Origin of the sequence: Arsukibacterium sp. MJ3, from assembly GCF_000987765.1 — a bacterium.
Lineage (GTDB): Bacteria > Pseudomonadota > Gammaproteobacteria > Enterobacterales > Alteromonadaceae > Alishewanella.
On sequence record NZ_LAHP01000004.1, the window covers coordinates 48611 to 71029 of the forward strand.

The 22419-nt window shown below is 46.3% G+C and carries 20 protein-coding genes, 1 tRNA gene and 1 riboswitch; of the genes, 11 read left to right on the forward strand and 10 right to left on the reverse strand.

What is annotated here, in order from left to right:
- Position 1: 1 nt before the first annotated feature.
- From VT06_RS04155 to moaA, 3 genes are all read right to left on the reverse strand, one after another.
- Positions 2–541 carry a molybdenum cofactor synthesis domain-containing protein gene (locus VT06_RS04155; RefSeq protein ID WP_046553024.1) on the reverse strand — a complete coding sequence of 180 codons (540 nt, stop codon included), beginning with the start codon at positions 539–541 and terminating at the stop codon, positions 2–4.
- A complete protein-coding gene (locus VT06_RS04160) occupies positions 523–1110 on the reverse strand; it encodes a molybdenum cofactor guanylyltransferase (RefSeq protein ID WP_046553025.1) in 588 nt (195 codons plus the stop codon). The genes VT06_RS04155 and VT06_RS04160 overlap by 19 nt, the downstream gene beginning before the upstream one ends.
- A 1-nt stretch (position 1111) precedes the next feature.
- Positions 1112–2083 carry a GTP 3',8-cyclase MoaA gene (moaA, locus tag VT06_RS04165; RefSeq protein WP_046553026.1) on the reverse strand — a complete coding sequence of 324 codons (972 nt, stop codon included), beginning with the start codon at positions 2081–2083 and terminating at the stop codon, positions 1112–1114.
- Positions 2072–2255, reverse strand: a riboswitch (molybdenum cofactor riboswitch). Its footprint overlaps the gene before it by 12 nt.
- Before the next feature lie 361 nt (positions 2256–2616).
- Between moaA and VT06_RS04170 the strand changes: the two genes are divergently transcribed.
- Positions 2617–4659: a copper-translocating P-type ATPase gene (locus VT06_RS04170; RefSeq protein WP_200897904.1), complete on the forward strand. Its 2043-nt coding sequence runs from the start codon at positions 2617–2619 to the stop codon at positions 4657–4659.
- 142 nt (positions 4660–4801) lie between these two features.
- Entirely contained in the window at positions 4802–5260 is a 459-nt protein-coding gene (locus VT06_RS04175) for a hypothetical protein (protein WP_046553027.1), read from the forward strand.
- Between the two features lie 43 nt (positions 5261–5303).
- Here VT06_RS04175 and VT06_RS04180 read toward each other — a convergent pair whose 3' ends face one another.
- Positions 5304–6044 carry a MauE/DoxX family redox-associated membrane protein gene (locus tag VT06_RS04180; RefSeq protein ID WP_046553028.1) on the reverse strand — a complete coding sequence of 247 codons (741 nt, stop codon included), beginning with the start codon at positions 6042–6044 and terminating at the stop codon, positions 5304–5306.
- Positions 6045–6231: 187 nt separating this feature from the next.
- Positions 6232–6308, reverse strand: a tRNA-Val gene (locus tag VT06_RS04185).
- Positions 6309–6527: 219 nt separating this feature from the next.
- Here VT06_RS04185 and VT06_RS04190 point away from each other — a divergent pair.
- A complete protein-coding gene (locus VT06_RS04190; protein ID WP_235357356.1) occupies positions 6528–9422 on the forward strand; it encodes a S9 family peptidase in 2895 nt (964 codons plus the stop codon).
- A 19-nt stretch (positions 9423–9441) separates the two neighbouring features.
- Here VT06_RS04190 and VT06_RS04195 read toward each other — a convergent pair whose 3' ends face one another.
- Positions 9442–10467, reverse strand: coding sequence for a DUF3080 family protein (locus VT06_RS04195; protein ID WP_046553029.1), 1026 nt, complete (start codon positions 10465–10467; stop codon positions 9442–9444).
- On the reverse strand, positions 10412–11812 hold the full coding sequence (locus VT06_RS04200) for an MATE family efflux transporter (RefSeq protein WP_046553162.1): 1401 nt from the start codon (positions 11810–11812) through the stop codon (positions 10412–10414). Before VT06_RS04200 ends, VT06_RS04195 begins: the two co-directional genes overlap by 56 nt.
- Positions 11813–11868: 56 nt before the next feature.
- Here VT06_RS04200 and VT06_RS04205 point away from each other — a divergent pair, with 56 nt between their 5' ends.
- A complete protein-coding gene (locus VT06_RS04205; protein WP_046553030.1) occupies positions 11869–12519 on the forward strand; it encodes a riboflavin synthase in 651 nt (216 codons plus the stop codon).
- Here VT06_RS04205 and VT06_RS04210 read toward each other — a convergent pair.
- The 3 genes from VT06_RS04210 to VT06_RS04220 are packed head-to-tail and all read right to left on the reverse strand — an operon-like array spanning position 12516 to position 14354.
- Positions 12516–12716: a CPXCG motif-containing cysteine-rich protein gene (locus VT06_RS04210; protein ID WP_046553031.1), complete on the reverse strand. Its 201-nt coding sequence runs from the start codon at positions 12714–12716 to the stop codon at positions 12516–12518. The genes VT06_RS04205 and VT06_RS04210 overlap by 4 nt on opposite strands.
- A gap of 15 nt (positions 12717–12731) precedes the next feature.
- A complete protein-coding gene (locus VT06_RS04215; RefSeq protein ID WP_046553032.1) occupies positions 12732–13484 on the reverse strand; it encodes a pteridine reductase in 753 nt (250 codons plus the stop codon).
- A 9-nt stretch (positions 13485–13493) separates the two neighbouring features.
- Positions 13494–14354, reverse strand: a complete 861-nt coding sequence (locus tag VT06_RS04220; protein ID WP_046553033.1) for a fructosamine kinase family protein — start codon at positions 14352–14354, stop codon at positions 13494–13496.
- 150 nt (positions 14355–14504) lie between these two features.
- Here VT06_RS04220 and VT06_RS04225 point away from each other — a divergent pair, with 150 nt between their 5' ends.
- The 7 genes from VT06_RS04225 (at position 14505) to thrS (ending at position 22411) form a co-directional block, all read left to right on the forward strand.
- A complete protein-coding gene (locus VT06_RS04225) occupies positions 14505–16001 on the forward strand; it encodes a methyl-accepting chemotaxis protein (RefSeq protein ID WP_046553034.1) in 1497 nt (498 codons plus the stop codon).
- A 2-nt stretch (positions 16002–16003) separates the two neighbouring features.
- Positions 16004–16567, forward strand: coding sequence for a DUF6436 domain-containing protein (locus VT06_RS04230; RefSeq protein WP_046553163.1), 564 nt, complete (start codon positions 16004–16006; stop codon positions 16565–16567).
- A 317-nt stretch (positions 16568–16884) separates the two neighbouring features.
- Complete coding sequence (locus VT06_RS04235; RefSeq protein ID WP_046553035.1) at positions 16885–17103, forward strand: hypothetical protein; 219 nt, start codon at positions 16885–16887, stop codon at positions 17101–17103.
- 123 nt (positions 17104–17226) lie between these two features.
- On the forward strand, positions 17227–18618 hold the full coding sequence (locus VT06_RS04240; RefSeq protein WP_046553036.1) for a hypothetical protein: 1392 nt from the start codon (positions 17227–17229) through the stop codon (positions 18616–18618).
- A 2-nt stretch (positions 18619–18620) separates the two neighbouring features.
- Positions 18621–19820 (forward strand): hypothetical protein, encoded by a 1200-nt coding sequence (locus tag VT06_RS04245; RefSeq protein ID WP_046553037.1) that lies wholly within the window; start codon positions 18621–18623, stop codon positions 19818–19820.
- Positions 19817–20236 (forward strand): hypothetical protein, encoded by a 420-nt coding sequence (locus tag VT06_RS04250; RefSeq protein WP_046553038.1) that lies wholly within the window; start codon positions 19817–19819, stop codon positions 20234–20236. The genes VT06_RS04245 and VT06_RS04250 overlap by 4 nt, the downstream gene beginning before the upstream one ends.
- Positions 20237–20500: 264 nt before the next feature.
- The gene (thrS, locus tag VT06_RS04255; RefSeq protein ID WP_046553039.1) at positions 20501–22411 is read left to right on the forward strand and encodes a threonine--tRNA ligase; all 1911 of its coding nucleotides are present in this window, start codon (positions 20501–20503) and stop codon (positions 22409–22411) included.
- The last annotated feature ends 8 nt before the right edge of the window (positions 22412–22419 follow it).

Here is a 22419-nt window from a genome sequence, read left to right on the forward strand (position 1 = left end):
TTTAGGCTCCGCATTGCGTAGTTGGGCTGTTTTTTACATGGGCAACAAAGTTACATGGGCCGGTATGGCCATCTAATTGCGGTAAAATAAGCTGTTGCATTGCCAGAGTGCAAGCACCGCCGGAACCTGGCATGGCAAATAATAAGGTGCGGTTAGCCATGCCCGCTATTGCACCTGATTGCAGTGCAGCTGAACCTAATTGGTTAAAAGATAAGTGACGAAACACTTCTCCAAAGCCTGGTATTGTGGTGTCAAACAACGGCAATACTGCGTTTATTGTGCAATTTCCCACCGCATAGCCGGTGCCGCCGTTAATCAGCACTACCTGTACGTTGTCACTGGCAATCCATTGGCTTAGTGTGGCGCGCAGTTGATATATATTATTTGGTAATAACGCGCGTTCAGCGACATGATGGCCAGCCGCATGCAGTAAGGTGCATAACATATCGCCACTACTGTCATTATTGCTGGTGCGGTTATCAGAAACGGTTAATACCGCGCTATTTAGCGCATAAAACTGGCTTAAATCAGGCTTTGGCATAACGGCTCCTTGAGCTGCGTATTTGCAATACTTAAGCAGCGCTGCCAGTCTTCTGGCGTATTGGTATTGATTAGTACGTCAGCTGGTGCTGGCAGTATCGAGGCATTTAGTTTGAAAAGTAATGCATGTACCGAGCGTTGGCCTGTTTGCAGTTGTACGCGTATTAATGTGCTTAAGGCTGGGGTTACCGCTAAAACGCACGGTAACGGGCTGTTGTTAAAGTACGCGGCACAGCTGTTATCACGCAATGTGCTTTGTAACAGCTGTTGTAGGCTGGCAACATTTAGTAGTGGTGTATCAATCGGCAAAATCAGTACATGCTCGGAATGACAGTGTTTTAGCGAAGCTAAGATGCCGGCCAATGGTCCACAGTGTTTGACATCATCTTCAATAAACCCTGGTTGATTACGGCTAATCAGCACTTCACTTGCGCCCGTGTTCAGGGCAAGCTGTTGCATATGCGCCAGTAAGCTCTGGCCGTTAAGCTGAAGCTCTGCTTTATCGCTGCCCATACGACTAGATTTGCCACCGGCAAGGATCAGCACGCTAAACAGCGCTGTGCTTGCCATATCAGCCACCAATTTGAGCCAGGTGACGGGTGCTGCCGCTGTAGCCCTGATCAAGATAATGACTAGCCGCTTTGCCTTGCACCGCTTGTTGTAATAAGCGCATTACCGGTGCACTGTCATCATGTTGCAACAGGCTGCGCAGGTCTTGGTAATTGTCGGTAAACAAGCACAAATACAACTGGCCCTTGCTAGACACCCGCAGGCGGTTACAGTCGGCACAAAAATCGTTACTGTAGGGCATAATTAAGCCAATCTGGCCTTGATAATCCGGGTGTGAATATTCCAGTGCCGGACCATCTGTTTTCGCTTTGGGGTTAAGCTGCCAGCCCTGAGCTAACAGTTGCTGCTGAATACTATCGCCGCTTAAATGCTGGTGTTGATAAAAGCTAGTATTGTCGTTGGTGCGCATGAGTTCAATAAAGCGCAGTGCAATGTTTTGTTGTTTAACAAATTGCAGAAAATCAGGCAGCGCCAAGGCATTGTGTTGCTTTAACAGTACTGTATTTATTTTTACTTGTTTAATACCGATGGCTTTAGCGTGCGCTATACCGTCCAGAATATCAGCAAGTTTGTCTTGTCCTGTCACCAGATGAAAAGTAGCGGCATCCAGGCTGTCAACACTAACATTTACCGCATCGAGTCCGGCCTCTAACCAGGCTTGTGCATCGCGCCTTAGCCGGTAACCGTTAGTAGTAAGTGCTACTTTCTCGATGCCAGGTATAGCTTTGCAGGTAGCGATAATGTCGGTTAAGTCTTTACGCAGCGATGGTTCACCACCGGTAATGCGTACTTTACGGGTGCCCAATTTGGCAAAAGCAGTGACTAACCGACGGATTTCTGGCAGGGTAATTTCTGCTGTGCGTGAGTTACAATCGTTGCCATCAGGCAGGCAATAAGTGCAGCGAAAATTACAGCTCTCGGTAATAGACAGCCGCAAATAACTGTAGCGGCGCGCATAAGCGTCAGTTAGCATAATTCACCTTTCCAAATGGGGAGGTATGACCGTTTCCCGTCATACCCGGTGGCGTTAGTGCCACGGCATACCGCTCATCCCAAATGCCCGTGCATGTCAAAATCTATTGAGTTATACCCTTAGATACACGTTTATTAGGCTTAGAGCCGGTAGCTCGGTGTTGTGAAGTAATACTACGCGCTAATAGCGGCTTTCGTTATTGCCATGAAGAGGGGGCTTAAGCTACTCCTAAGTGGGTATCTGTGCTTATAACTACGTCATAAGTAATAAACGAGTTTGAAAATGCGTACAGATCGCGCAGCTTTTGAATGGCCAAGAAGGTGCTACTAACTGTGGTTTTTAAATCACTGCTCGTTCAACCGCCGCCGCACGTTTTATAGTTTTCTTGGCAACGGCTTGCGCATGTGCGCTGTCGTACAGACGTAAATAATGCTTTTTGGTAAATTGAACTAGCAGCCTAATCAACCGCCATGGTGAGACTTGCCAGCTTTATTCAATGAGCCAACACGCCCTAAAAACAAGAGAAAAATCTTATGCAAATTGAAGCCAGTGCCTCAGAAGGAGCGGCAATAGAAGAAAAAGATAAGGCCGAGGCGCAATACTACATAAAATTAATGCGTGACATGACTCTTGCCCTGTTACTGGGTGTTCCATTGATGATTTATAGGCTGACAATAGGCGAAATGACCGTGACCACCAGCACTGAAAGGCTAGTGTGGTTTACCATAGGGCTATTGACGCTGGGGGTGATGATATTTTCAGGTAAGCATTTTTATATCGGGGCATGGCACTCGCTTAAAAATCATTCTGCCAATATGGATACGTTAATTGCACTAGGCACTGGTACCGCTTGGCTCTATTCGATGGTGGTTGTTGCGGTGCCTGATCTACTGCCACTTATGGCACGGCACGTTTATTTTGAAGCGACTGCCATGATTATCGGGTTGATTAACCTTGGTTTAGCCTTAGAGGTAAAAGCGCGTGGTAAAACCTCTGAAGCTATTAAAAGGCTGATTGGTTTGCAGGCTAAAACCGCCAGAGTTATTCGGGATGATAAAGACATCGACATTCCGATTGAAAACGTGCTGCAGGATGATCTGGTGCGCGTGCGCCCTGGTGAGAAAATATCAGTTGATGGGGTCGTTGTTAAAGGACACACCGCTGTAGATGAGTTGATGCTGACAGGCGAACCGATGCCGGTTGAAAAAACAGTGGGTGATAAAGTGGTTGCCGGTACCATTAACAAAGCGGGCTCGATAGTGTTTAAAGCCACGCGGGTAGGTAAAGACACAGCGTTAGCACAAATCATCAATATGGTGAAACGCGCGCAAAATTCTAAACCGCCGATTGGTCGTTTAGCCGACGTTATCTCCGCCTATTTTGTGCCGGTTATTATGATCATTTCGGTGTTAAGTGCACTCGCCTGGCTAAATTTTGGGCCAGCACCAAGCATCGCGTTCGCTATGGTATCAGCCACTACTGTGCTCATTATTGCCTGCCCGTGTGCGTTAGGATTGGCCACACCGATGTCGATAATGGTGGGTGTAGGCAAAGCAGCTGAAGCAGGTGTGTTAATTCGAAACGGAGAAGCATTACAAACAGCGTCTAAAATAACCACGATGATTTTGGATAAGACCGGCACGATTACCGAGGGCGTGCCGAAAGTTACCGACGTGCTGTTGGCTGACAACCAAACCCATGACAAGGTATTAATGCTGGTTGCCAGCATAGAAGCAGGTTCTGAACATCCGTTGGCGATGGCCATTGTAAAAAGCGCTAAAGAGCAAGGCATTGAGCCGCAGAAGGTCAGCGGTTTTGCCGCAATTGCCGGGCAAGGCGTTGAAGCGACATTCGATAACAGCACGCTGTTATTCGGTAACGAAAAACTGATGTCCGGGCGCGGCGTAAATATCGCCTCGTTTTTAGATAAAGCGCAAGCGTTAGCCGGTGAAGCGAAAACGCCGATGTATTTTGCAGTTAATGGAAAGTTAGCTGCGGTAATAGCCGTTGCCGACCCGATTAAAAGTGACTCGGTTGAGGCTATTAAACGATTGCAGAGCAACGGTATTCGAATTGTGATGCTGACAGGCGATAATCGACTTACCGCTAAGGCAATTGCGGCAAAAGTAGGCATAACTGAATTCTTCGCCGAGGTCATGCCAGAGGATAAAGTGAAAAAGGTCGCTGAGTTGCAAAAAGCAGGCGAAATAGTCGGTATGACCGGCGACGGCATTAATGATGCGCCTGCGCTGGCGCACGCGAATGTTGGGTTTGCAATTGGAACCGGCACCGACGTTGCAATAGAAAGTGCCGACATTACCCTTATGCGCGGCTCTTTGCATGGCTTAGCCGATGCCATTGCGGTGAGTAAAGCCACCCTCACCAATATTAAGCAAAATCTGTTTGGTGCGTTTATCTATAATGTAGCAGGCGTGCCCATTGCCGCAGGTGTGTTGTATCCCATTTTTGGCTTGCTGTTAAGTCCGGTGATTGCCGGTGCTGCAATGGTATTTTCTTCACTCACCGTGGTGACAAACGCGAATCGCCTCCGCTGGTTTAATTCCAAAAATCACTAGGAGTATAGCGTTATGCTATGGATAAATTTAAGCGGATTGATACTTATTGCACTGATTATATAATGGTTTTTGATTTATCAATCGTCAAGCATCGCCATAACAGCAAGCACAGCGAAATACTATTCTACATAGGAGATACCAGATGCAAGTTGAAACAATCAGAGATGTACTCAATTGGACGGTCTTATTTCACCAGAATTTAAAGGAATGTTTAGAGCACTGTGCTAAACAGAATAAAGATGAGCGGGCCAGAATGCTCCTTAGTTACCTAGCGGATCACGAAGCGAGTTTAGAGCGCATGGTGCAAGGGTTTGAAAATGATGCAGATGAAAACGCGTTGAGCACCTGGTGTTATGACTATATCGCAAAACACGCAATTATTAAGCATGGTCATTGTGTATCACCTTTTACAGCATTAGATGTGCCGCACATTATGGACAAGATAGTAAACCATCATGAAGACGTTCTTGAGTTGTATACTCATCTTTATTCTCGTGTTGATATAGACAGCGCCAAGGCATTGCTCGATAAATTGCACGATGTTGAAGAAAATGAGATAAAACGAATGGTGCAATCTGCTAATCGGTTTTCAGACATGTAGTTGACTGAGCTAAAGCTGACAATGTTGTTGTATTGAAAGCCCTCTAGCTAAAACCTTTCGACAGCATCCATATACCTGCCACAATCATAAATACATTTTCGGTAAGTGATACAAAGCCAAGAGGAACGTTGCTATCGCCTCCGACACAGGCACATTTTAGTTCGCGCTTATCAATATATACTGCTTTAATCACTGATACTGCACCTACAGTCCCTATGAATAATGATACCGGGCCAACGAGGTAACCTGAAAGCGCCGCCAGCATACCAATACCGGCAAACGCTTCAGCGAAAGGGTAGACGTAAGCGTATCTGAGGTGGCGCATGGCAAGTAAGTCATAAGTAATAAACGAGTTTGAAAACGCGTAAAGATCTCGCAGCTTTTGAATGGCCAAGATGGTCATACTAAAGGCAACAAACAGTTCAATGACTGTGATCAAACTGACACGTTCTGTATAAGCAAAGGCAATGGCTATTGCCATTAATAATGCCACCGCAAAAATAACCAATACCGGCGTGTAAGTAGTGCCTGTTTGACCGGCAGGTTCCATATCAAAATGCGCCCTCAGGTCATCGTAACCACCGATGCGCTTACCCCCTGCAAAGGTTTGAGGCGTGGTTTCTACATTATGTTCTTTCAAAAATTTTTCGGTTTCTTCACGCGAGCGTAATGTGTGATCTTCTACCTCAAAACCCTGCCTTTTAAGTAAGTCTTTTGAGCGAAGACCATAAGGGCAGATGTGTTCACTGGTGTGCATGCGATATAAGGTTGCTGACTTTTTCATTTGTATCCTCTTTATTCAGTTATGGCAGTTAAATGACTGTTGCTGGCTGAACACCGAGCGGATCTTTCGAGTATTTTCACTATAAATTTAGCAGGTTGGGGTTTAATTACCAATTTTGGTTAGTTTTAAAATAATGTCTAAATAAATAAAAACGCCACCTGTAAGGTGGCGTTTTTATTGGAATTTTTGGTGCGTCCTAGTGGACTCGAACCACCGACCCCTACCATGTCAAGGTAGTGCTCTAACCAGCTGAGCTAAGGACGCACACGTTAATTGTAAGTCATTGCTTTAAGCAACTTAGACAACGGCGATTATGTTATTGCGCCAGTTGCTGCTTGGCAAGTGTTTTTCGAGTTTATGCAAACGTTTGGCTAAAATTTAGCCGTGTTGTGGCTGTTGCCGGGCATTTAACCGTAAATATGCCGGGGTTGGTCGTATCTAAGACTATCAAGCTGTTTTAACTGACCAAATTTGTAGTGGCTTGTGATAACTTTATTCGGTACTTATTGTTTTAGTCTTAATACCGCTATTGAGGGTTATATGTCGAATACCATTCGCAGGTTTGGCCGCATTGCAGGTTGTTTACTGTTGGCTTTAACTGCTGTCGCTTGTAGTCATTATCAAACCAAACATCAAACTAAACAGCAGGCTAGCATTAACGATGCACCGACTTCTGTCGTTATTCAATCAAGTAGTGTTAACACCGCAATATTAAAGCCACTGACACTAAACGATATTATGCAGTTTCGCGAGATAACCCAGCGCCAGTTAAGTAAAAACCAGCAGGTAATGCTGTATACCGCTGAACCCGACTTTGGCGATAGCACCGGCTATGTGGTAAATGTGCTTACTGGCCAGCAATATAGCGTGCCATTCGCTGACAAAGGCCAGATAAGTGCTGATGGTGCTTTTGCGCTGTTCCGACAGCAAGCGTCTTTATTACAGCAAGAGCAAGCTGTAGACAAAAAAGCCCGTGATGCGTTAGCGCAAAACGCTGTGCTACTAAATACGCTAACGGGTGAAAGCCGGGTTATTGCCAATATTGAGCGTTTTGCCTTTAGTGGTGATGGTCAATATGCTTTGTTACTGCAGCGCAAAGCCGATGCTGATGCCAGCACCCAAACCTTACAAGCACTGCATTTAGCCAGTGGTAAGCTGCAAATTCTAGCAGAGGTAACCGATTTTACCGTAGCAGCAGCCGGCAGTTTAGTGGCCTGGGTTAACCAGCAGCAGGTGGCAGAGCAACCGGCACAGCAGCAACTGCTAGTGTGGGACAGTGCAACGGATAATAAACAGATTGCTCTGGCGGCGACCGCACAGAAATTGCACCAACTACATTTTAATAATAATGGTGATCAGCTGGCGTTTTTTTCCGGGCCAACTAAAGCGCAATTAACCGACACTAAGCAGGTGGAAGCGGCGCAGCAATTGTGGTTGTGGTCGATAACGGATAGTACCGCGCAGCTGCTAAATACTGACATTGCTGGTTGGGTATTGAGTGAGCACCATCAACCGCGCTTTAGCAAAGACGATAAGCGCCTGTTTATTGGTCACCGGCCCGTTAACGGCGAGCTGCAAACGCCGCCTGAATTACCGCAAACCGAAGCTGAACTGTATGATATTAACCGCTTACTTAATGATCGGCGGTTGCAAGTATGGCATGGCGACGATGCACGGATTAATAGCCAGCAAAAAGCCGAATATAAGCAAGCATTACAGCGCACTGCACCCGCTGTGATTTGGTTAGATACTTTTAAAATGGTACGGTTAAGTGACGATATAGAAGACCAGTTACGCATTAGTGAGCACAGCGACGCACAGTTAATAAGCAACGGCCGGCCTTACTTGCAGCAACAGAGCTGGAATGGCCGCTTGCATGATATGTGGCATGTTAATTTACACACAGCTAAGCGCCAGCAGGTGTTTAGTGCCAATCGCAGCCATGAGTCAGCGCATTTATCACCAGAGGGTCGCTATGTGGTGTATTTGCAACACGAGCAGTATCAATTATTCGATAGTGAAACGGGCCAGACTCGACCCTTAACTGCTAATGCCACGGTATCTTGGGTAGATGAGCTGAACGATGTACCTATGGCAGCAGAGAGTTATGGTATAGCAGGGTGGTTAGCGGATAGCTCGGCGGTACTCGTTTATGACCGGTTTGATATCTGGGCGCTGGGTATCGATGGCAGCAGCGAAAATCTGACTAAAACAGGCCGGCTTGCTCAGCAACGCTATCGGGTACAGCGCACAGATGAAGCCTTGGCTCTAAATTCATCCTCAGCATTATTACTAACAATGTATAACGAGCAAACTAAACACTACGGCTTTGCCCGCTTGGCACTTACCAGTGGCGATGTAACCGTGTTGCTGCAAGGGCCTAAGCGTTATGACTTTGTTGACGCGCTTGACCAGCAGCAACGCTATTTATTTACCGAACAACGTTTCCGGCAGTTTCCGGATGTGTGGCAAAGCAACCACGATTTTACTGAGCGGTTGCAACTAACTAATGTAAACCCGCAGCAGGCAGAATTTATTTGGGGTGACAGCCACTTAATTGATTGGACCACGGCTGATGGTGAAAAGCTGCAAGGGGTGGTGTTAACGCCTGATGGCTATGATGCCAGTAAACCCTATCCCGTATTGGTGTACTACTATGAAAAATTTTCGCAGCGGTTACATCACTATAACCAAATGAAAATTAACCATCGGCCTAACTTTCCGTTTTATCTGGGGCAGGGTTATGTGGTTTTTCTACCCGATGTCAGGTTTCGGCCAGCCGCGCCAGGGCCAAGTGCTACTGAATCGTTAGTGCCAGGTGTACAAAAGCTAATTGATTTAGGTATTGCCGATGCAAACGCTATTGGTTTACATGGCCATAGCTGGTCGGGTTATCAAACGGCCTTTGTGGTAACTGAAACGGATATGTTCGCGGCAGCCGTGTCGGGCGCACCGGTAGCGAATATGACCAGCGCTTACAGTGGTATTCGCTGGCAAACCGGCTTAGCCCGGCAGTTTCAGTATGAAACCGGCCAAAGCCGGTTGGGCGAGTCAATGTTTGATAACCTTCAACCCTACATTGATAACTCACCGGTGTTTTTTGCCGAGCGGATAAATACGCCAATGCTGATTCAATTTGGTGATGAAGATGGCGCGGTACCTTGGGAGCAAGGCATTGAGTATTACTTGGCACTACGGCGTTTAAACAAACCCGTAGTAATGCTGCAATACGAGGGTGAGCCACATCACTTACAGCGCTATGCCAATAAACTCGATTACAGCATTAAAATGCTGGCGTTTTTTGATCACTATTTAAAAGGGGCGCCGGCGCCACTGTGGTGGCAGCAAGGTATGCCCTATAAACAGCATGAAAAATAAGTAAGCCGTTGCTACCGGCTTAACCCGGGGTTAAGCCGACAGGGCACTGTGTATTTAGCTGCTGCCACCAGTTAATGTGCAGCATTAATTGCTGCTGCAGTTGCTCGGCCGGTTGCTGGTAACGTTGTTGCAGCGCCGGATATAGCGCTGTGTGCTGATAAAGCTGGCTAATAAGTGGCCATACTTCGTTATAAAAGCGTCGCAGTTCAGCCAGATGGGCTTGCACCTCTTTGATAAAAAACGTGCTAAACACCGTGCTTAAAATAGCCAGTTGGGGCGTATTTTTGCCGTTGGGGCATAAACTGGCTGGCGTTATGGCAAGTAATAGTGGGTTTACCTGGCTAAACCACGCTTCTGCATAGCGTAAGCTGCTTTGTAGTTCGGCTAAAAAGTCATGTTGATAAAGCGTCGATAAGCTTTGTTCAATATCAGTCGCTGCGCCAGCTTGCCACTGCTGAGTGTTTATATGGGTATGCAGCGTAATCAGGTTATTTAAAGCACTGCTACTTTGCACTAAGCCGGTATTTTGCCGCACGGTCAGGCGGTGGTTACTACCATGCCATTGTTGTAGTAAGGTGTCATCAGTTAACAGCATGTTGCTAAACGCCAGTTGCACACTCTGCTGTTTTTGGTTAAGCCAACGGGCAATTTGTTGTTGCAAGTCGGCGCTAACGTTTCGCTGCAGGCAGTAATCTAATTTTGCCAGTAAACGAAGTTCATAGTTCAGTTGCTTGCTTGGCTGGAAAACCCGGCCAAGGCCACTATTACGCTCGCCAATTAATTGATCGAGGCCGCACTGCCGGCTGGCCCAGGCGTCGGATAAATCGAGCCGAAGTTCGGGCAGCGCTTGTTTAAGTTCGGCCGGCCTTGGCAATGTTGGTAACGGCGTGGGTTTCACTGTTAGCGGCTCAAGCGCTAGTACCCGGCTTAAGCGTTGTTGATAATCAATTAAGGTCGCTTTACTGTCTGGTTCTGCGCAGCCTGTAAGGCTAAGTAGCGCCAGCATCAGCGCGGCTCTCAGAAGAATGAGCGTGCTGTATTTCATGATCAATTCTCTTTATATGTTTGCGCAAAATTATCGACATCATAATGGCTGCGGTGGTAAGGCCGATAATAATGCCTATCCAGAAACCATGAGCCCCCATCGGCGCAACCAGCCAATCTGTTAATCCTAATACGGCACCTAAACCAAAACCGATTGGCCAGTAAGCAATCAGGGTAATATAAAATACCGGTTTGGTAATTTTCATGCCGCGCAGCGCACAAGCCGATACCACCTGAATGGCGTCGGATAACTGATAAAAGCAGGCCAGAATAAGTAACGAGCTGGCCAAGGAGATTACCTCAGGATTGATGGAATATAATGCGGCGACATAGCCCCGCATAAAAAAAGTAAAACAGGCAATAAAAAACGACATAAAAATCGCCATACACAATGCGGTAATAATGGCAGTTTTTAGCTCTTTGTTGTTGTGTTGGCCAACTAAATGCCCCACCCGGATAGTGGTGGCAAGGCCTAATGACAGCGGTAGCATAAACACCAGCGCACTGTAATTATTAGCAACCTGATGGCCGGCTACTTCTATTGGCCCTAAGTGCACTATGGCCAGAGGAATACAGGCAAACAGCGTTACCTCAAAAAAGATTGAAAAGGCGATAGGCGTACCCAGACAAACGATGGTCCAGATATCTTTTAGGTTAGCGCTTAGCTGCTTTGGCCAGTGCCGATAAGGCCGGGTGGTGCGGCTAAACCAGCCATACAGCAGCATGGCGACAAACATGGCTAAAAACACCAGGCTGGTCGCAATACCACAGCCGGCACCACCCAGTGCTGGCATACCCAACTTACCGTAAATAAAAATATAGTTGGCCGGGATATTCACTAAAATGCCGACAAAACTGATCCACATACTGGCTTTAGTATTACCAATACCTTCAAATAAATTACGAATAACAATATAACCGGCTGCCGGAAATAAGCCCCAGCTAACGTAATAAAGATACTGCAGGGTTTTATCTCTGAGCTCAGGCTGCATATTCAGCAGATTAATTGGCCTGTCGGCAAACAGCATCAGGACAAATAATACTGCGGCGAGCACCATGCTTAAATACAAGCTTTGCAGGGTAAAATGACTAACCGGCTCAGTTTGTTTACTGCCATAATATTGGGCCACAATAGGCGTTAGCGCTAGTAATAACCCTTGCAAGGTCAGTACTATAGGCAGCCACAGGCCAGACGCGACGGCTAGCGCTGCCATATCGTTAGCGCTAAAGCGACCCGCCATGACGGTATCAACAAAATACATCATGGTTTGGGTTAATTGCGCCAGCATTATCGGGCCGGTAAGTTTTAACAGAGTTTTGGCTTCAAAGCGGGAAAAGGGTACCATACGCCATCGTTCGGGTTGGCCATCAATGGCGCGCAATTTAGCACAAATGAGGTTCTATGTTTACCGGAATAGTTCAAACAACCGCGCAAGTGCGCGAAATACGCGATGAAGGACAGCTGCGCCGCTTAACGTTGCAAGTACCCCCAACCAATTTACGCGCCCTAGAGCGTGGCGCCAGTATTGCTATTAATGGGGTATGTTTAACGGCAACCGAATTTGACAGCGCTGCCGGCTGGGTCAGCTTTGATGTTATCTTCGAAACGCTGGATAAAACCAATTTAGGTAAGCTAACCACCGGCGATAAGGTAAACTTGGAGCGCTCGCTAACGTTTGGTAGCGAAATAGGTGGCCATATCGTTTCTGGGCATATTCAAACAACAGCAACTTTAACTAAACTGGTGCGCGAGCAGCATAACGTTAGCATGGCACTGAGTTTAGATAAAAGCTGGTTGCCGTATATTCTGGCTAAAGGCTATATTGGCATAGAGGGCTGTAGCTTAACGGTAGGCGAAGTAACCGACAGTGGTTTTAACTTATATTTGATACCTGAAACACTGGCCATTACTACACTGGGTGACAAGCGCGAGGGCGATGTGCTGAATATTGAACTTGATCAGCAAACGCTAACCATTATTAAAACGGTTGAGCGGGTTATGGCACAACGTTTCGCTGCTGTGTGCGCCGATAACAACGTAGTGGCGAATTAATAATACTGCTCATCGTCGGCATCAACAAATACTTGTACACTTTGGTGCTGAATATCTTTATGCACCCTTAAGTGAATAGGATTGCAGCAGTTGCTGCAATCTTCTATGTAGTCTTGATCATCATCGGTAACTTCAATATCAATATGCGACGGATGACCGCAAAACGGACAGCGTATTGCTTGGGTTCGAATGCTCATAGTGCCTCCATGGGGTTAGGCTTTTTCGGTTGTGCCGAGGCTACGTCCGCCATCAACGGTAATAATTTGGCCACTGATATACGGCGATTGCAGTAAAAACAGCACGGTATTGGCAATGTCCTCCGGTGTGCCGGTACGTTGCAGCGGTATTTGCTGCAAAATAGCTGCTTTATCCGTGTCTGCCAATTGCTGGCTTGGCCATAATATGGCACCCGGCGCTATGCCGTTAACTCTTATTGTAGGCGCTAATTCCCGCGCCAGCGATTTTGTCATCATTAGCAGCGCCGCTTTGGCCATGCAATACACACTGTGCTCTTGTAGTGGTTGCTTGGCATGAATATCGACCATATTAATAATACAGCCATGCTGCTTAGCTAATTCGGGTGCTAACGCCTGCGCTAAAAAGTAAGGGGCTTTAACGTTGCTGCCAAATAAATCATCCCAATCACTAAGGCTGGCAGTAGCAAGTGGTGTGGAGTAAAAGCTGGAAGCATTATTAACAAGTACATCTAAGCGATTAAAGCAGGCCAGTGCCTGAGCCGCTAATTGCGTTAGCGACGGCATATCCAGTAAATTGGCTTGCAGTGTTACGGCACTTTCTGGCCGCTGTTGATTCAGGCTGTCGGCCAACGAGTATGCGTCATCAGCCGACTGGTTGTAATGAATAATAACCCGATAACCAGCCTGATGCAGTTGGCAAATAATTTGCCGGCCTAAACGCTTGGCACTGCCGGTAACCAATGCTACCGGTGCCTGAGAAGTAGACATAAACTCACCCTAATAAAATTGCTGTTTAATCATTTCCTGTGCTTGTACCAGAAAACCGCCACGAAACAAATACGCATGATTTAGTACGTGGTATAAATTATACAAGTCTTTACGCTGCTCATAGCCTTCAGGCAGTTGATTAACATTTTGATAAGATTGATAAAATACATCAGGAAAACGGCCAAACAAGCGACTAAATGCCACATCCGTTTCCTGATCGCCATAGTAACAAGCGGGATCATAGATTACCGGCGAGTTGGCAGTAAAACCCACGTTGCCACGCCATAAATCACCATGCAGCAGGCTGGGCGCAGGGTGATGATGCGCCAGGCGTTGCCGGCATTGCTCTACAACGTAATCAATATTGCCAAAACCAAAGCCTTGCTCCAGCAGTAGTTGCAGTTGCCAACCCAGCCGTTGCTCTGAAAAAAAACTGCTCCAGTTACTTTGCCATTTATTTGGTTGCGTAGTTTGCCCCAGGGCATTATCCCAGTCAAAACCGAACATGGCCTGCTCATGTTGTTGATGTAATGTTGCTAATTGCTCGCCAAGTTGCTGCCAGCCGTCAATGCTCTCGTCAAGTAAGGGCAAATACTCCAGTACCAAAAACGCTTTATCAATGGTTTGGCCATAGCAAATAACCTCTGGTACTTTTATGCAATGATGCTGACGTAATGTGCGTAAGCTCAGCGCTTCGGTGGCAAACGGTTCGAGTTGTTGCCGCTGATTAATTTTAACGAAAAAGTCCCGGCCAGCACCGCTAATTTTAAACGCAATATTACTATCACCTCCACTCAATTGCCTTTTATCGTCAACGGTAAAGTTGGTATCCAGTTCGCTACTAATATGCTCTGCTATCGCCTGCCACATCGCTGCTCTCCGTTAGCTGTAGTATGTTGAGTATGGCTGATAATCCAGAAAAAAATACTGAATTGTTAAAGCGGTTTATCACCATCAATAATATACAATGCTGCTATAACTGTTATAGTTTTCAGCTAAACACTAACTGCCGGAGTTTACATGGCTACTACTAATACCCCACGTTATCGGTTGCAAGCATTTACCATTATGATTTGGATTAATCTGGCGTTGTTAGTTGTAGCGTTAGCATTGGCCAGTTGGCACAGTTCCTGGCTACCTGCTTTGTTGGTAGGTTTGCCAACCGCCCTATTACCGGTGTTATTTTATCGTATGCTGGGCGATCATCCGCTGTCCCGTATAAGCTTTGGCGTTAGTTTTATGTTTTTTGCGGCGCTGCATATTCATCAATCGGCCGGTATGCTAGAAATGCACTTTGGCATTTTTGTGTTGTTGGCTGTGTTAATCGCCTTTCGGGATTACCTGGTCATTTTGGCGGCGGCGGCTACCATTGCGGTGCATCACTTACTGTTTATGTACTTGCAAATGCAAGATGCTGGCGTGTATTTGGTACCAGAGCAAAGCTTATCGCTGGGAATTATTTTGTTGCATGCCGCCTTTGTGGTTATTGAAGCGGCGGCGTTAATTATGATTTCCCGGCACAGCTATCGTGAGGCTATTGTTGGCGAAGAGTTATTTAACGCGACAACGTCACTGTTAACCCGCGATGGTAAGGTGGTGTTAACGCACCGCTGTGCTGATTTAAACTCTCTGGTCATTAGTAATTTTAATGCAGTATTAGCGACACTACAAAAAACCCTGAAAACCATTGAGCAACAGTCTAAAACGTTAAAACTGGAGTCGGGTACGTTGCGTAATGAGGGCGATGCCCTGGCAGAAAGTATGCGCAATGAAATGAATGAGGTAGAGCGGATAGCCGCGGCTACCGAACAAATGTCGCATAGTATTCAGGATGTATTTAATTTGTCGCAACAGGTACTGCAATTTGCCAAAGCGACTAAGCAGGCTGCTGATGATGGCAAAACGTCTGTAAGCAGCACGATTGCTTCCGTACAACAGCTTGCCAACCAGTTAAGTGATACTGGACGCACCGTGAATGATGTTGCTAATGCCACCGTTGATATTCGAAAAGTGTTAGATGTTATTCAATCTATTGCCGAGCAAACCAATTTGCTGGCATTAAATGCGGCAATAGAGGCGGCCAGAGCAGGCGAGCAAGGTCGTGGCTTTGCTGTAGTCGCTGACGAGGTGCGCACGTTAGCGTCACGTACGCGCGGCTCAACAGATGAAATTAAAGTAATGATTGAGCGGCTGGTCGATAACAGTGCGCAATCGGTAACAGTAGTAAAACGCAGTATTGAACAGCTGGATGATACCCGCCAGCATGCCCAGCAAAGCGGCAAATTATTGCAAACCATTCTGGAGCAGGCCAGGCAAGTGGCTGATTCATCAGACACCATGGCGAATGCACTGCAGCAACAAACGGCGTCCAGTAATGAAATTGCCCAAAGTGTCCAGCAGCTTAACCAAATGACATCGGAGCAAAATGCTTTGGGACAAAAAGTGTTAGACAGTGCTGATCATCTGGAGCAAATTACCGTTGCCCTCAGTAATGAATCAGCAAAATTTAACGTGTAATGATGCAGTTAATTAGTCGGCAGCGCTTGTTGTGGTTGCTACTACTACTCTTTACGCTTTGGTTAGTGTTGGTCAGTATTTCCTTATTTTATTTTGGTAATAAGGATTACGGCCAGTTCGATAACAATCAGAACTGGCAAGCGTCTGCGCCCAGTACGTTAGCAATTAAAACTTTGGGTATCATGCCAACTACTGGCAAGCAGGTGGTGCATGTACAGCAAGCCCATTGCAGCTGTAATAGCCGGACAAAGCAACATATTGCTCTATTTACTACTGATTATCAGTTGCCAGCAGAAAAACAATTTCGACGGAAGCTTGACCAGGTAAATGCTGCTGGTTTACTGCTGCCAGCCACACCGGCAGTACTTATTTTTAACAATGGCAAGTTGCTCTATGCCGGGCCTTACGCCACAGGCCCGATGTGCTCAGTGACAAATAGTTTAATTGCACCTATTTTAACAGGCGAAGTTAACCTTACCGGTTTATGGCTTAATGGCGAAGCAAAAGCGTGTCGCTGTTTAGCAAGCCAGACCGCTAATTTACCGTATACCGACATCGATATTTAGCACCACGTAACCACCAGCAAACCACAAACAGGGCCGTCATTCGATGGCCTTTTTTAATGTCAGGAGCGCCCAAAATGTTCAACCTAGCCGGATTAGTTAACCGCTGGGATATCGACACCTTTAGTTTACACGCCACCGAACACGAATGCTGAATACTGCTGGACGAGACCAAGTTAGTCAGCTTCAACCTATAACACGCCGAAAAGGATCAGGCCGTTGCAGAAAAACAGGCAGTAATTTACGGGTGCAACAATACCAAGCTGATCAACTTAATTATTCAAGCCAGAACGCGCTGCCGGTGGTCGCATCTCGGTGCATTGTCACAACAGCAAACGGTACTCGAGGCGGTTGGTGCCGCCTTCGACACTGAAGCCATTAAAGGTATTAAGCTGGGCCTTGGCTGGGACGACCTCGCTGCCTGGCATTGCAGCGAATTAATCGGCGGTGCAATTCGTATTTGGCCACTGGCAGGTATTAGCCAGATATGGCCAAAATACCTTTTAAAGCTAACGCATTACATTGTGCGGGTTAAATAGATGCTATCTTTCATAATGGATATAAGCGCATTTCAGCGCGCAGAACTAATAGCTGCCGTGCTAGGCATTTTTATGAGACACGGTTAGCCAAGCTGACAGCTAAAGATATTTTAAAGGAAAGCAATGCCAACTTATGAAATGAATAGCAACAATGAGGTGTTTGCCGGGCGGTTTAAAGTGTCGGCAGATCCTATGCTTGATATGCTTGATATGCTTGCAGCTATGCCTAATAACAGCTGGCATCAAATCCCACTGGCTACCAGCTTTACAGAAAGCTGGGTAGAAACAGAATTAAGGCCGCCTTACTTGTCAGCAAAAGCGTCACCTGTTGCGATAATAAGAGCGTGGGGTTGCATTGCTTACGATACAAGCCGCAGGCAATTAGTCTTGTGGGGCGGTGGTCACGCTAATACCTCGGATAATACGCCATATATTTTTGATATGACCACGGGCATTTACTCTTACGCTTACTTACCGTCTGATTATGTAACGCTCGGTACGGGCCTTCATACACCTATTTGTGGTGGATTTAGACAACCAAACTCTAGCCACTGTTATGACAATAATCTTTACCTTCCGATCCTTGATAAGTTCTGCACGTTCGGCGGGGCACAGCATGGGGACGGCGGGGCGTTCAAGTTATACGACTCAAGCAATGGTTATAGCTATCTTCGCTTAGCAGGGGCTTATCTTTTAGATACCGCAGCGGCAGGTCAAAATTTAGTTGCGGGTGGAACCGGAGATAACCCCAAAACAGGCGCGTTCACAGGCGTTAATATTGCTGGAGCTAATGCATGGCAATTGCGCGACTGGTTTGGCACTGGTCAGGCATCAGTATTCGGAAGTGAAAACACATTAACGAATGGCAAAACAGCATACAGAGAAGAAGCAGGGCGTGACGTTGTTTATGCTGCGCGCTCTGCTAGCGGTAATAAGTCGCTATACCGTATTGAGTTTCACCAAGATCAAAGCAATGACGTTATTACTAAAGTGGGCAGAGGATTCAACGGGAATAGCGGAAGTTTATCTGGCGGTCTTGACACCCAGCGAAATATATTTGTACAGGGAAACAGCGGTACTACTGCTGCCTTTGTATTTTGGGACTTAGATTATTCCGGCCCGACTAATAATGATAAGCGGGTGAGATATGACAGCATTAACGGCGATATAACAGAATATCTTAACGACATACATAACGGCATGATGGCTCCCGACTTTGATCGGCAGCTAAACAAATTTGTGCTGTGGGGTAATGGTGGGACGTTGTACTACCTGACACCGCCAGATCAAAAACCCACATTAACGACTGGTTGGCATATTGAAAAAGTTGAACCCACCGGAGCTTCCAGACCAATGACCGCAGCTGAATTATCAGCCTCAGGCGGAGGTGGTGTTGGTGTTTACGGCAAGTGGGAGTATGCGCCGGATCTAAGGTGCTTTATCGGCCTGCAACATGCTCAACTGGGCAACGTTTGGCTGTACAAGCCGCGCAACTGGACAGACCCGAGGATTTAATTATGCCTTTTAGATTACCTTACAACGGTACTGGCTACGTTATAACGCCAACACTGGGCAACACGCTTCTTTTTAATAAACTTAAAATAGAATCTGATGCCGTTAACTTAATTGCCCAAGATAACGCTTTTATATACATTTACAGTCAGGCAGGTTCTACAGCTTCCGCAAGAGAGTTATCTTTAATTTTTGACTCTGCTAATACCCCATTAGTTAACGTATACGTGGGCGGTGGCAGTATTCAACCACTTGGGTCAGTCGCTTCTTTATTTGGTTCTACTATTGTGCAAGGCAAGTTAACATTTGAAGTTGATTATAATAACGCCACAGTAAGCCTTGCTTTAAACGACGTTCCAATTCCCGGTTCACCTTTTAACATCACTGTTGGTACTAAAAGGAACAACGGCTTACTTTTCAGACTTGGAGGCCGATCGATTTCAGGGCTTTCAGGTACGGTAGGAACATCATCATTGTTTAGGGTCGGTAATAAACTGGGGGATACCCGTGTTTATGTTAATGATGTGCTTACTCGTAGTTATGTTTCAGATGGTGCGGGTGCAACGTGGGAAGAAACCACAAATAACTTGAACGGCACACTCACGGGATTTGCTGACCCGGTGGTATGGGAGTCTTACGGCGCGCCAGTAGTAACACCAATAGCTTTTACCGGAACAATACCCGCCCAATCATTTACTGATGGACAATCTGTTAGTGTAAACTTTGCCACGTTTTTTAGTGGGACTGAGACACCATTTACCTTTGCTAACGTCGGCACTGATCTGGCTGGCTCAGGGTTAACACTGTCAAGTGCAGGTGTATTATCCGGCACCGCTACAACGTCAACAATTACTAACGTTCAAGTACGTGGTATTGATAGCGCGTCAAACGTAGCGGATAGTAATACGTTTAGTGTGACTGTTACTGCAGCTGCCTCAGTACCCGCAGTAACGCTAACGATTGGCCCTTTAAAAAATAACACTGCTGATGCGGGTTTAATAGCGGATACAACGGTGGCGCATATTACTTTGTATGACTCAACAACCGGCGCTTTAGTGCTTCGATTTAATAGCCCTGTTACTAATGCCAGCGGGTTAGTAACGCTGTCTGATGAAACTGGAACGCTCGTTGAAGATACAGAATATGACTACAACGTAGTGCTGACCACAGGTGAGCGCATTATGCCAAGAGGTACGACTGTATGAGCATAAGGATTGGCAGTCTATTTCCTGACGCGATAACTGTCAGCGCCTACTCAGGATTTGGCGTGCTAGCAGAAAATGCCCCAAGTAGTGGTGATCAAGGGCCATCACTAGGTTACCGGGCGGAATGGTTTGGCAGTGAGGTCCGCTTTGAAGTTGTAACTCAGCCAAGCCACGGCACAATTCAGTTATTTGAAGATACCAGCTTCATCTATACCGGTGACGGTACCTCCGACACAATGGTGGTGCAGGGTTACATCGATGGCGTTGAACTTGCTGAAACTGAAACGCTTACATTTGTTCCGGCTGGTAATATCCAAATTATTGAAAGCACAACGGTGGCCGTTACGGTTAGCGGCATACAAATAATAGCCGGCCCCGGTATGGAAGTTGAAATACTTCTAACCCTAAACCCCTGAGTTTTGCATTTTTTGCATCCCTTTATAGTGGGGCGGCTAACACTGCTCTAAATTAGGCACTATAAATAAACCACATTTCCATGTATCATGTTTCTTGCATTATATTTGTGTACCACAAATTAAAGGAAAAAATCGTGTACCACGTTGTGTACCAAACACCCCTTTGTAAGGGGTGTCAACTGCCACGCAAGGCGCACGAACATTACGTTCTAGTAACCAATCAAGTGACCCTTGGTGTGGGCCACCACTGTAAAAGGATAAATCATGCCAGTTATTACTTTGCCTGACGGCAGTCAGCGCGTTTTTGATGCCGCTGTTTCTGTTATGGATGTTGCCAAAGATATCGGCCCCGGCTTAGCGAAAGCCACCATTGCCGGCAAGGTAAATGGTAAGTTAGTGGATGCCTGCGACCTTATCTCCAGTGATGCGACCTTAAGTATTATTACCAGCAAAGATCAAGACGGCCTGGAGATTATCCGCCACTCTTGTGCGCATTTACTCGGTCATGCTATCAAACAAATGTGGCCCAACGTGAAAATGGCCATTGGCCCGGTTATTGAAAACGGTTTTTATTATGATGTGGACTTAGACCAGCCAATTAGTAGTGACGATTTAGCCCAGTTAGAAGCGTTAATGTTAACGCTGGCAAAAACCGAATATGACGTGATTAAGCATAACGTCAGCTGGCAAGAAGCGTTTGATACCTTTAACGCCCGTGGCGAAAGTTATAAGATGGAAATTCTGCAGCAAAACGTCAGTAAAGACGATCGGCCAGGTTTGTATCACCACCAAGAATATATTGATATGTGTCGTGGCCCGCATGTGCCTAACATGCGGTTTTGCCAGCACTTTAAAATTATGAAAGTAGCTGGTGCATATTGGCGCGGCGACTCGAAAAATAAAATGCTGCAGCGGGTTTACGGTACCGCCTGGGCCGATAAAAAGCAGCTGGCGGGTTACTTAGTTCAGCTTGAAGAAGCGGAAAAGCGTGATCACCGTAAAATTGGTAAAGCGTTAGGGTTATTCCACTGGCAGGAAGAAGCACCAGGTATGGTGTTCTGGCATAACGATGGTTGGACAATCTTCCGTGAGCTGGAAAGTTTTATTCGCGAAAAATTAGGCGAGTACGACTACGACGAAGTAAAAGGTCCGCTGATGATGGACCGGGTATTGTGGGAAAAGTCGGGTCACTGGGAAAAATACGCCGATAATATGTTTACCACTCATTCTGAGCATCGTGAGTATGCCATTAAGCCGATGAACTGCCCGGGCCATGTGCAGATTTTTAATCAGGGTTTAAAATCATATCGTGATTTGCCGCTCAGAATGGCTGAGTTTGGTTGTTGCCATCGTAATGAGCCCTCAGGCGGTTTACATGGCTTAATGCGGGTGCGCGGCTTTACCCAGGACGACGCCCATATTTTCTGTACGGAACACCAGGTGCAGGCTGAAGTTACCAAATGTATTAAAATGGTATTTGATGTTTACAGTACCTTTGGCTTTAAAGACGTTAAAGTGAAGCTATCTACCCGGCCAGTGCAGCGCATCGGTTCTGATGAAAGCTGGGATAAAGCCGAGCAAGGTCTTATTGAAGCGCTGAAGAGTAATAATATTGACTACGATTTACAGCCGGGCGAGGGCGCCTTTTATGGTCCGAAGATTGAGTTTACTTTGCACGATTGTTTAAACCGGGCCTGGCAATGTGGCACTATTCAACTTGATTTTGCGTTACCTGGCCGTTTAGGCGCCAGCTTTATTGCTGAGGGCGGTGAAAAACAAGTGCCGGTAATGATCCATCGGGCCATTCTTGGTTCGCTTGAGCGTTTTATTGGTATTTTAATTGAAGAATACGCCGGCTTATTTCCTGCCTGGTTAGCACCAATTCAGGTGGTGGTAATGAACATTACCGATAATCAGGCCGAATATGTGCAAAATTTAGTAAAAACTTTCAAATCTTATGGTATTAGAGCCATTAGTGACTTGAGAAATGAGAAGATAGGCTTTAAAATCCGCGAGCACACGCTTAAGCGTATTCCATACCTTGTCGTCGTAGGCGACAAAGAAATGGAAGCGGGCGATATCGCCCTAAGAACACGCAAAGGTCAAGACCTTGGTAAAATGTCGGTAGCAGCTTTTGTAGAGCAGCTCACCACAGAAATTAAAACCAGGGTATAAAACCAGTT

Excerpts from the sequence above, each read along its gene's own strand:
- moaA (WP_046553026.1), bottom strand. The coding sequence starts at position 2,083 with ATGCTAACTGACGCTTATGCGCGCCGCTACAGTTATTTGCGGCTGTCT.
- VT06_RS04195 (WP_046553029.1), bottom strand. The coding sequence starts at position 10,467 with ATGAAATACAGCACGCTCATTCTTCTGAGAGCCGCGCTGATGCTGGCG.
- VT06_RS04170 (WP_200897904.1), top strand. The coding sequence starts at position 2,617 with ATGCAAATTGAAGCCAGTGCCTCAGAAGGAGCGGCAATAGAAGAAAAA.
- VT06_RS04180 (WP_046553028.1), bottom strand. The coding sequence starts at position 6,044 with ATGAAAAAGTCAGCAACCTTATATCGCATGCACACCAGTGAACACATC.
- VT06_RS04220 (WP_046553033.1), bottom strand. The coding sequence starts at position 14,354 with ATGTGGCAGGCGATAGCAGAGCATATTAGTAGCGAACTGGATACCAAC.
- VT06_RS04175 (WP_046553027.1), top strand. The coding sequence starts at position 4,802 with ATGCAAGTTGAAACAATCAGAGATGTACTCAATTGGACGGTCTTATTT.
- VT06_RS04240 (WP_046553036.1), top strand. The coding sequence starts at position 17,227 with ATGCCAACTTATGAAATGAATAGCAACAATGAGGTGTTTGCCGGGCGG.
- thrS (WP_046553039.1), top strand. The coding sequence starts at position 20,501 with ATGCCAGTTATTACTTTGCCTGACGGCAGTCAGCGCGTTTTTGATGCC.
- VT06_RS04155 (WP_046553024.1), bottom strand. The coding sequence starts at position 541 with ATGCCAAAGCCTGATTTAAGCCAGTTTTATGCGCTAAATAGCGCGGTA.
- VT06_RS04215 (WP_046553032.1), bottom strand. The coding sequence starts at position 13,484 with ATGTCTACTTCTCAGGCACCGGTAGCATTGGTTACCGGCAGTGCCAAG.
- VT06_RS04230 (WP_046553163.1), top strand. The coding sequence starts at position 16,004 with ATGCAGTTAATTAGTCGGCAGCGCTTGTTGTGGTTGCTACTACTACTC.
- VT06_RS04200 (WP_046553162.1), bottom strand. The coding sequence starts at position 11,812 with ATGGTACCCTTTTCCCGCTTTGAAGCCAAAACTCTGTTAAAACTTACC.
- VT06_RS04245 (WP_046553037.1), top strand. The coding sequence starts at position 18,621 with ATGCCTTTTAGATTACCTTACAACGGTACTGGCTACGTTATAACGCCA.
- VT06_RS04250 (WP_046553038.1), top strand. The coding sequence starts at position 19,817 with ATGAGCATAAGGATTGGCAGTCTATTTCCTGACGCGATAACTGTCAGC.
- VT06_RS04160 (WP_046553025.1), bottom strand. The coding sequence starts at position 1,110 with ATGGCAAGCACAGCGCTGTTTAGCGTGCTGATCCTTGCCGGTGGCAAA.
- VT06_RS04210 (WP_046553031.1), bottom strand. The coding sequence starts at position 12,716 with ATGAGCATTCGAACCCAAGCAATACGCTGTCCGTTTTGCGGTCATCCG.
- VT06_RS04205 (WP_046553030.1), top strand. The coding sequence starts at position 11,869 with ATGTTTACCGGAATAGTTCAAACAACCGCGCAAGTGCGCGAAATACGC.
- VT06_RS04225 (WP_046553034.1), top strand. The coding sequence starts at position 14,505 with ATGGCTACTACTAATACCCCACGTTATCGGTTGCAAGCATTTACCATT.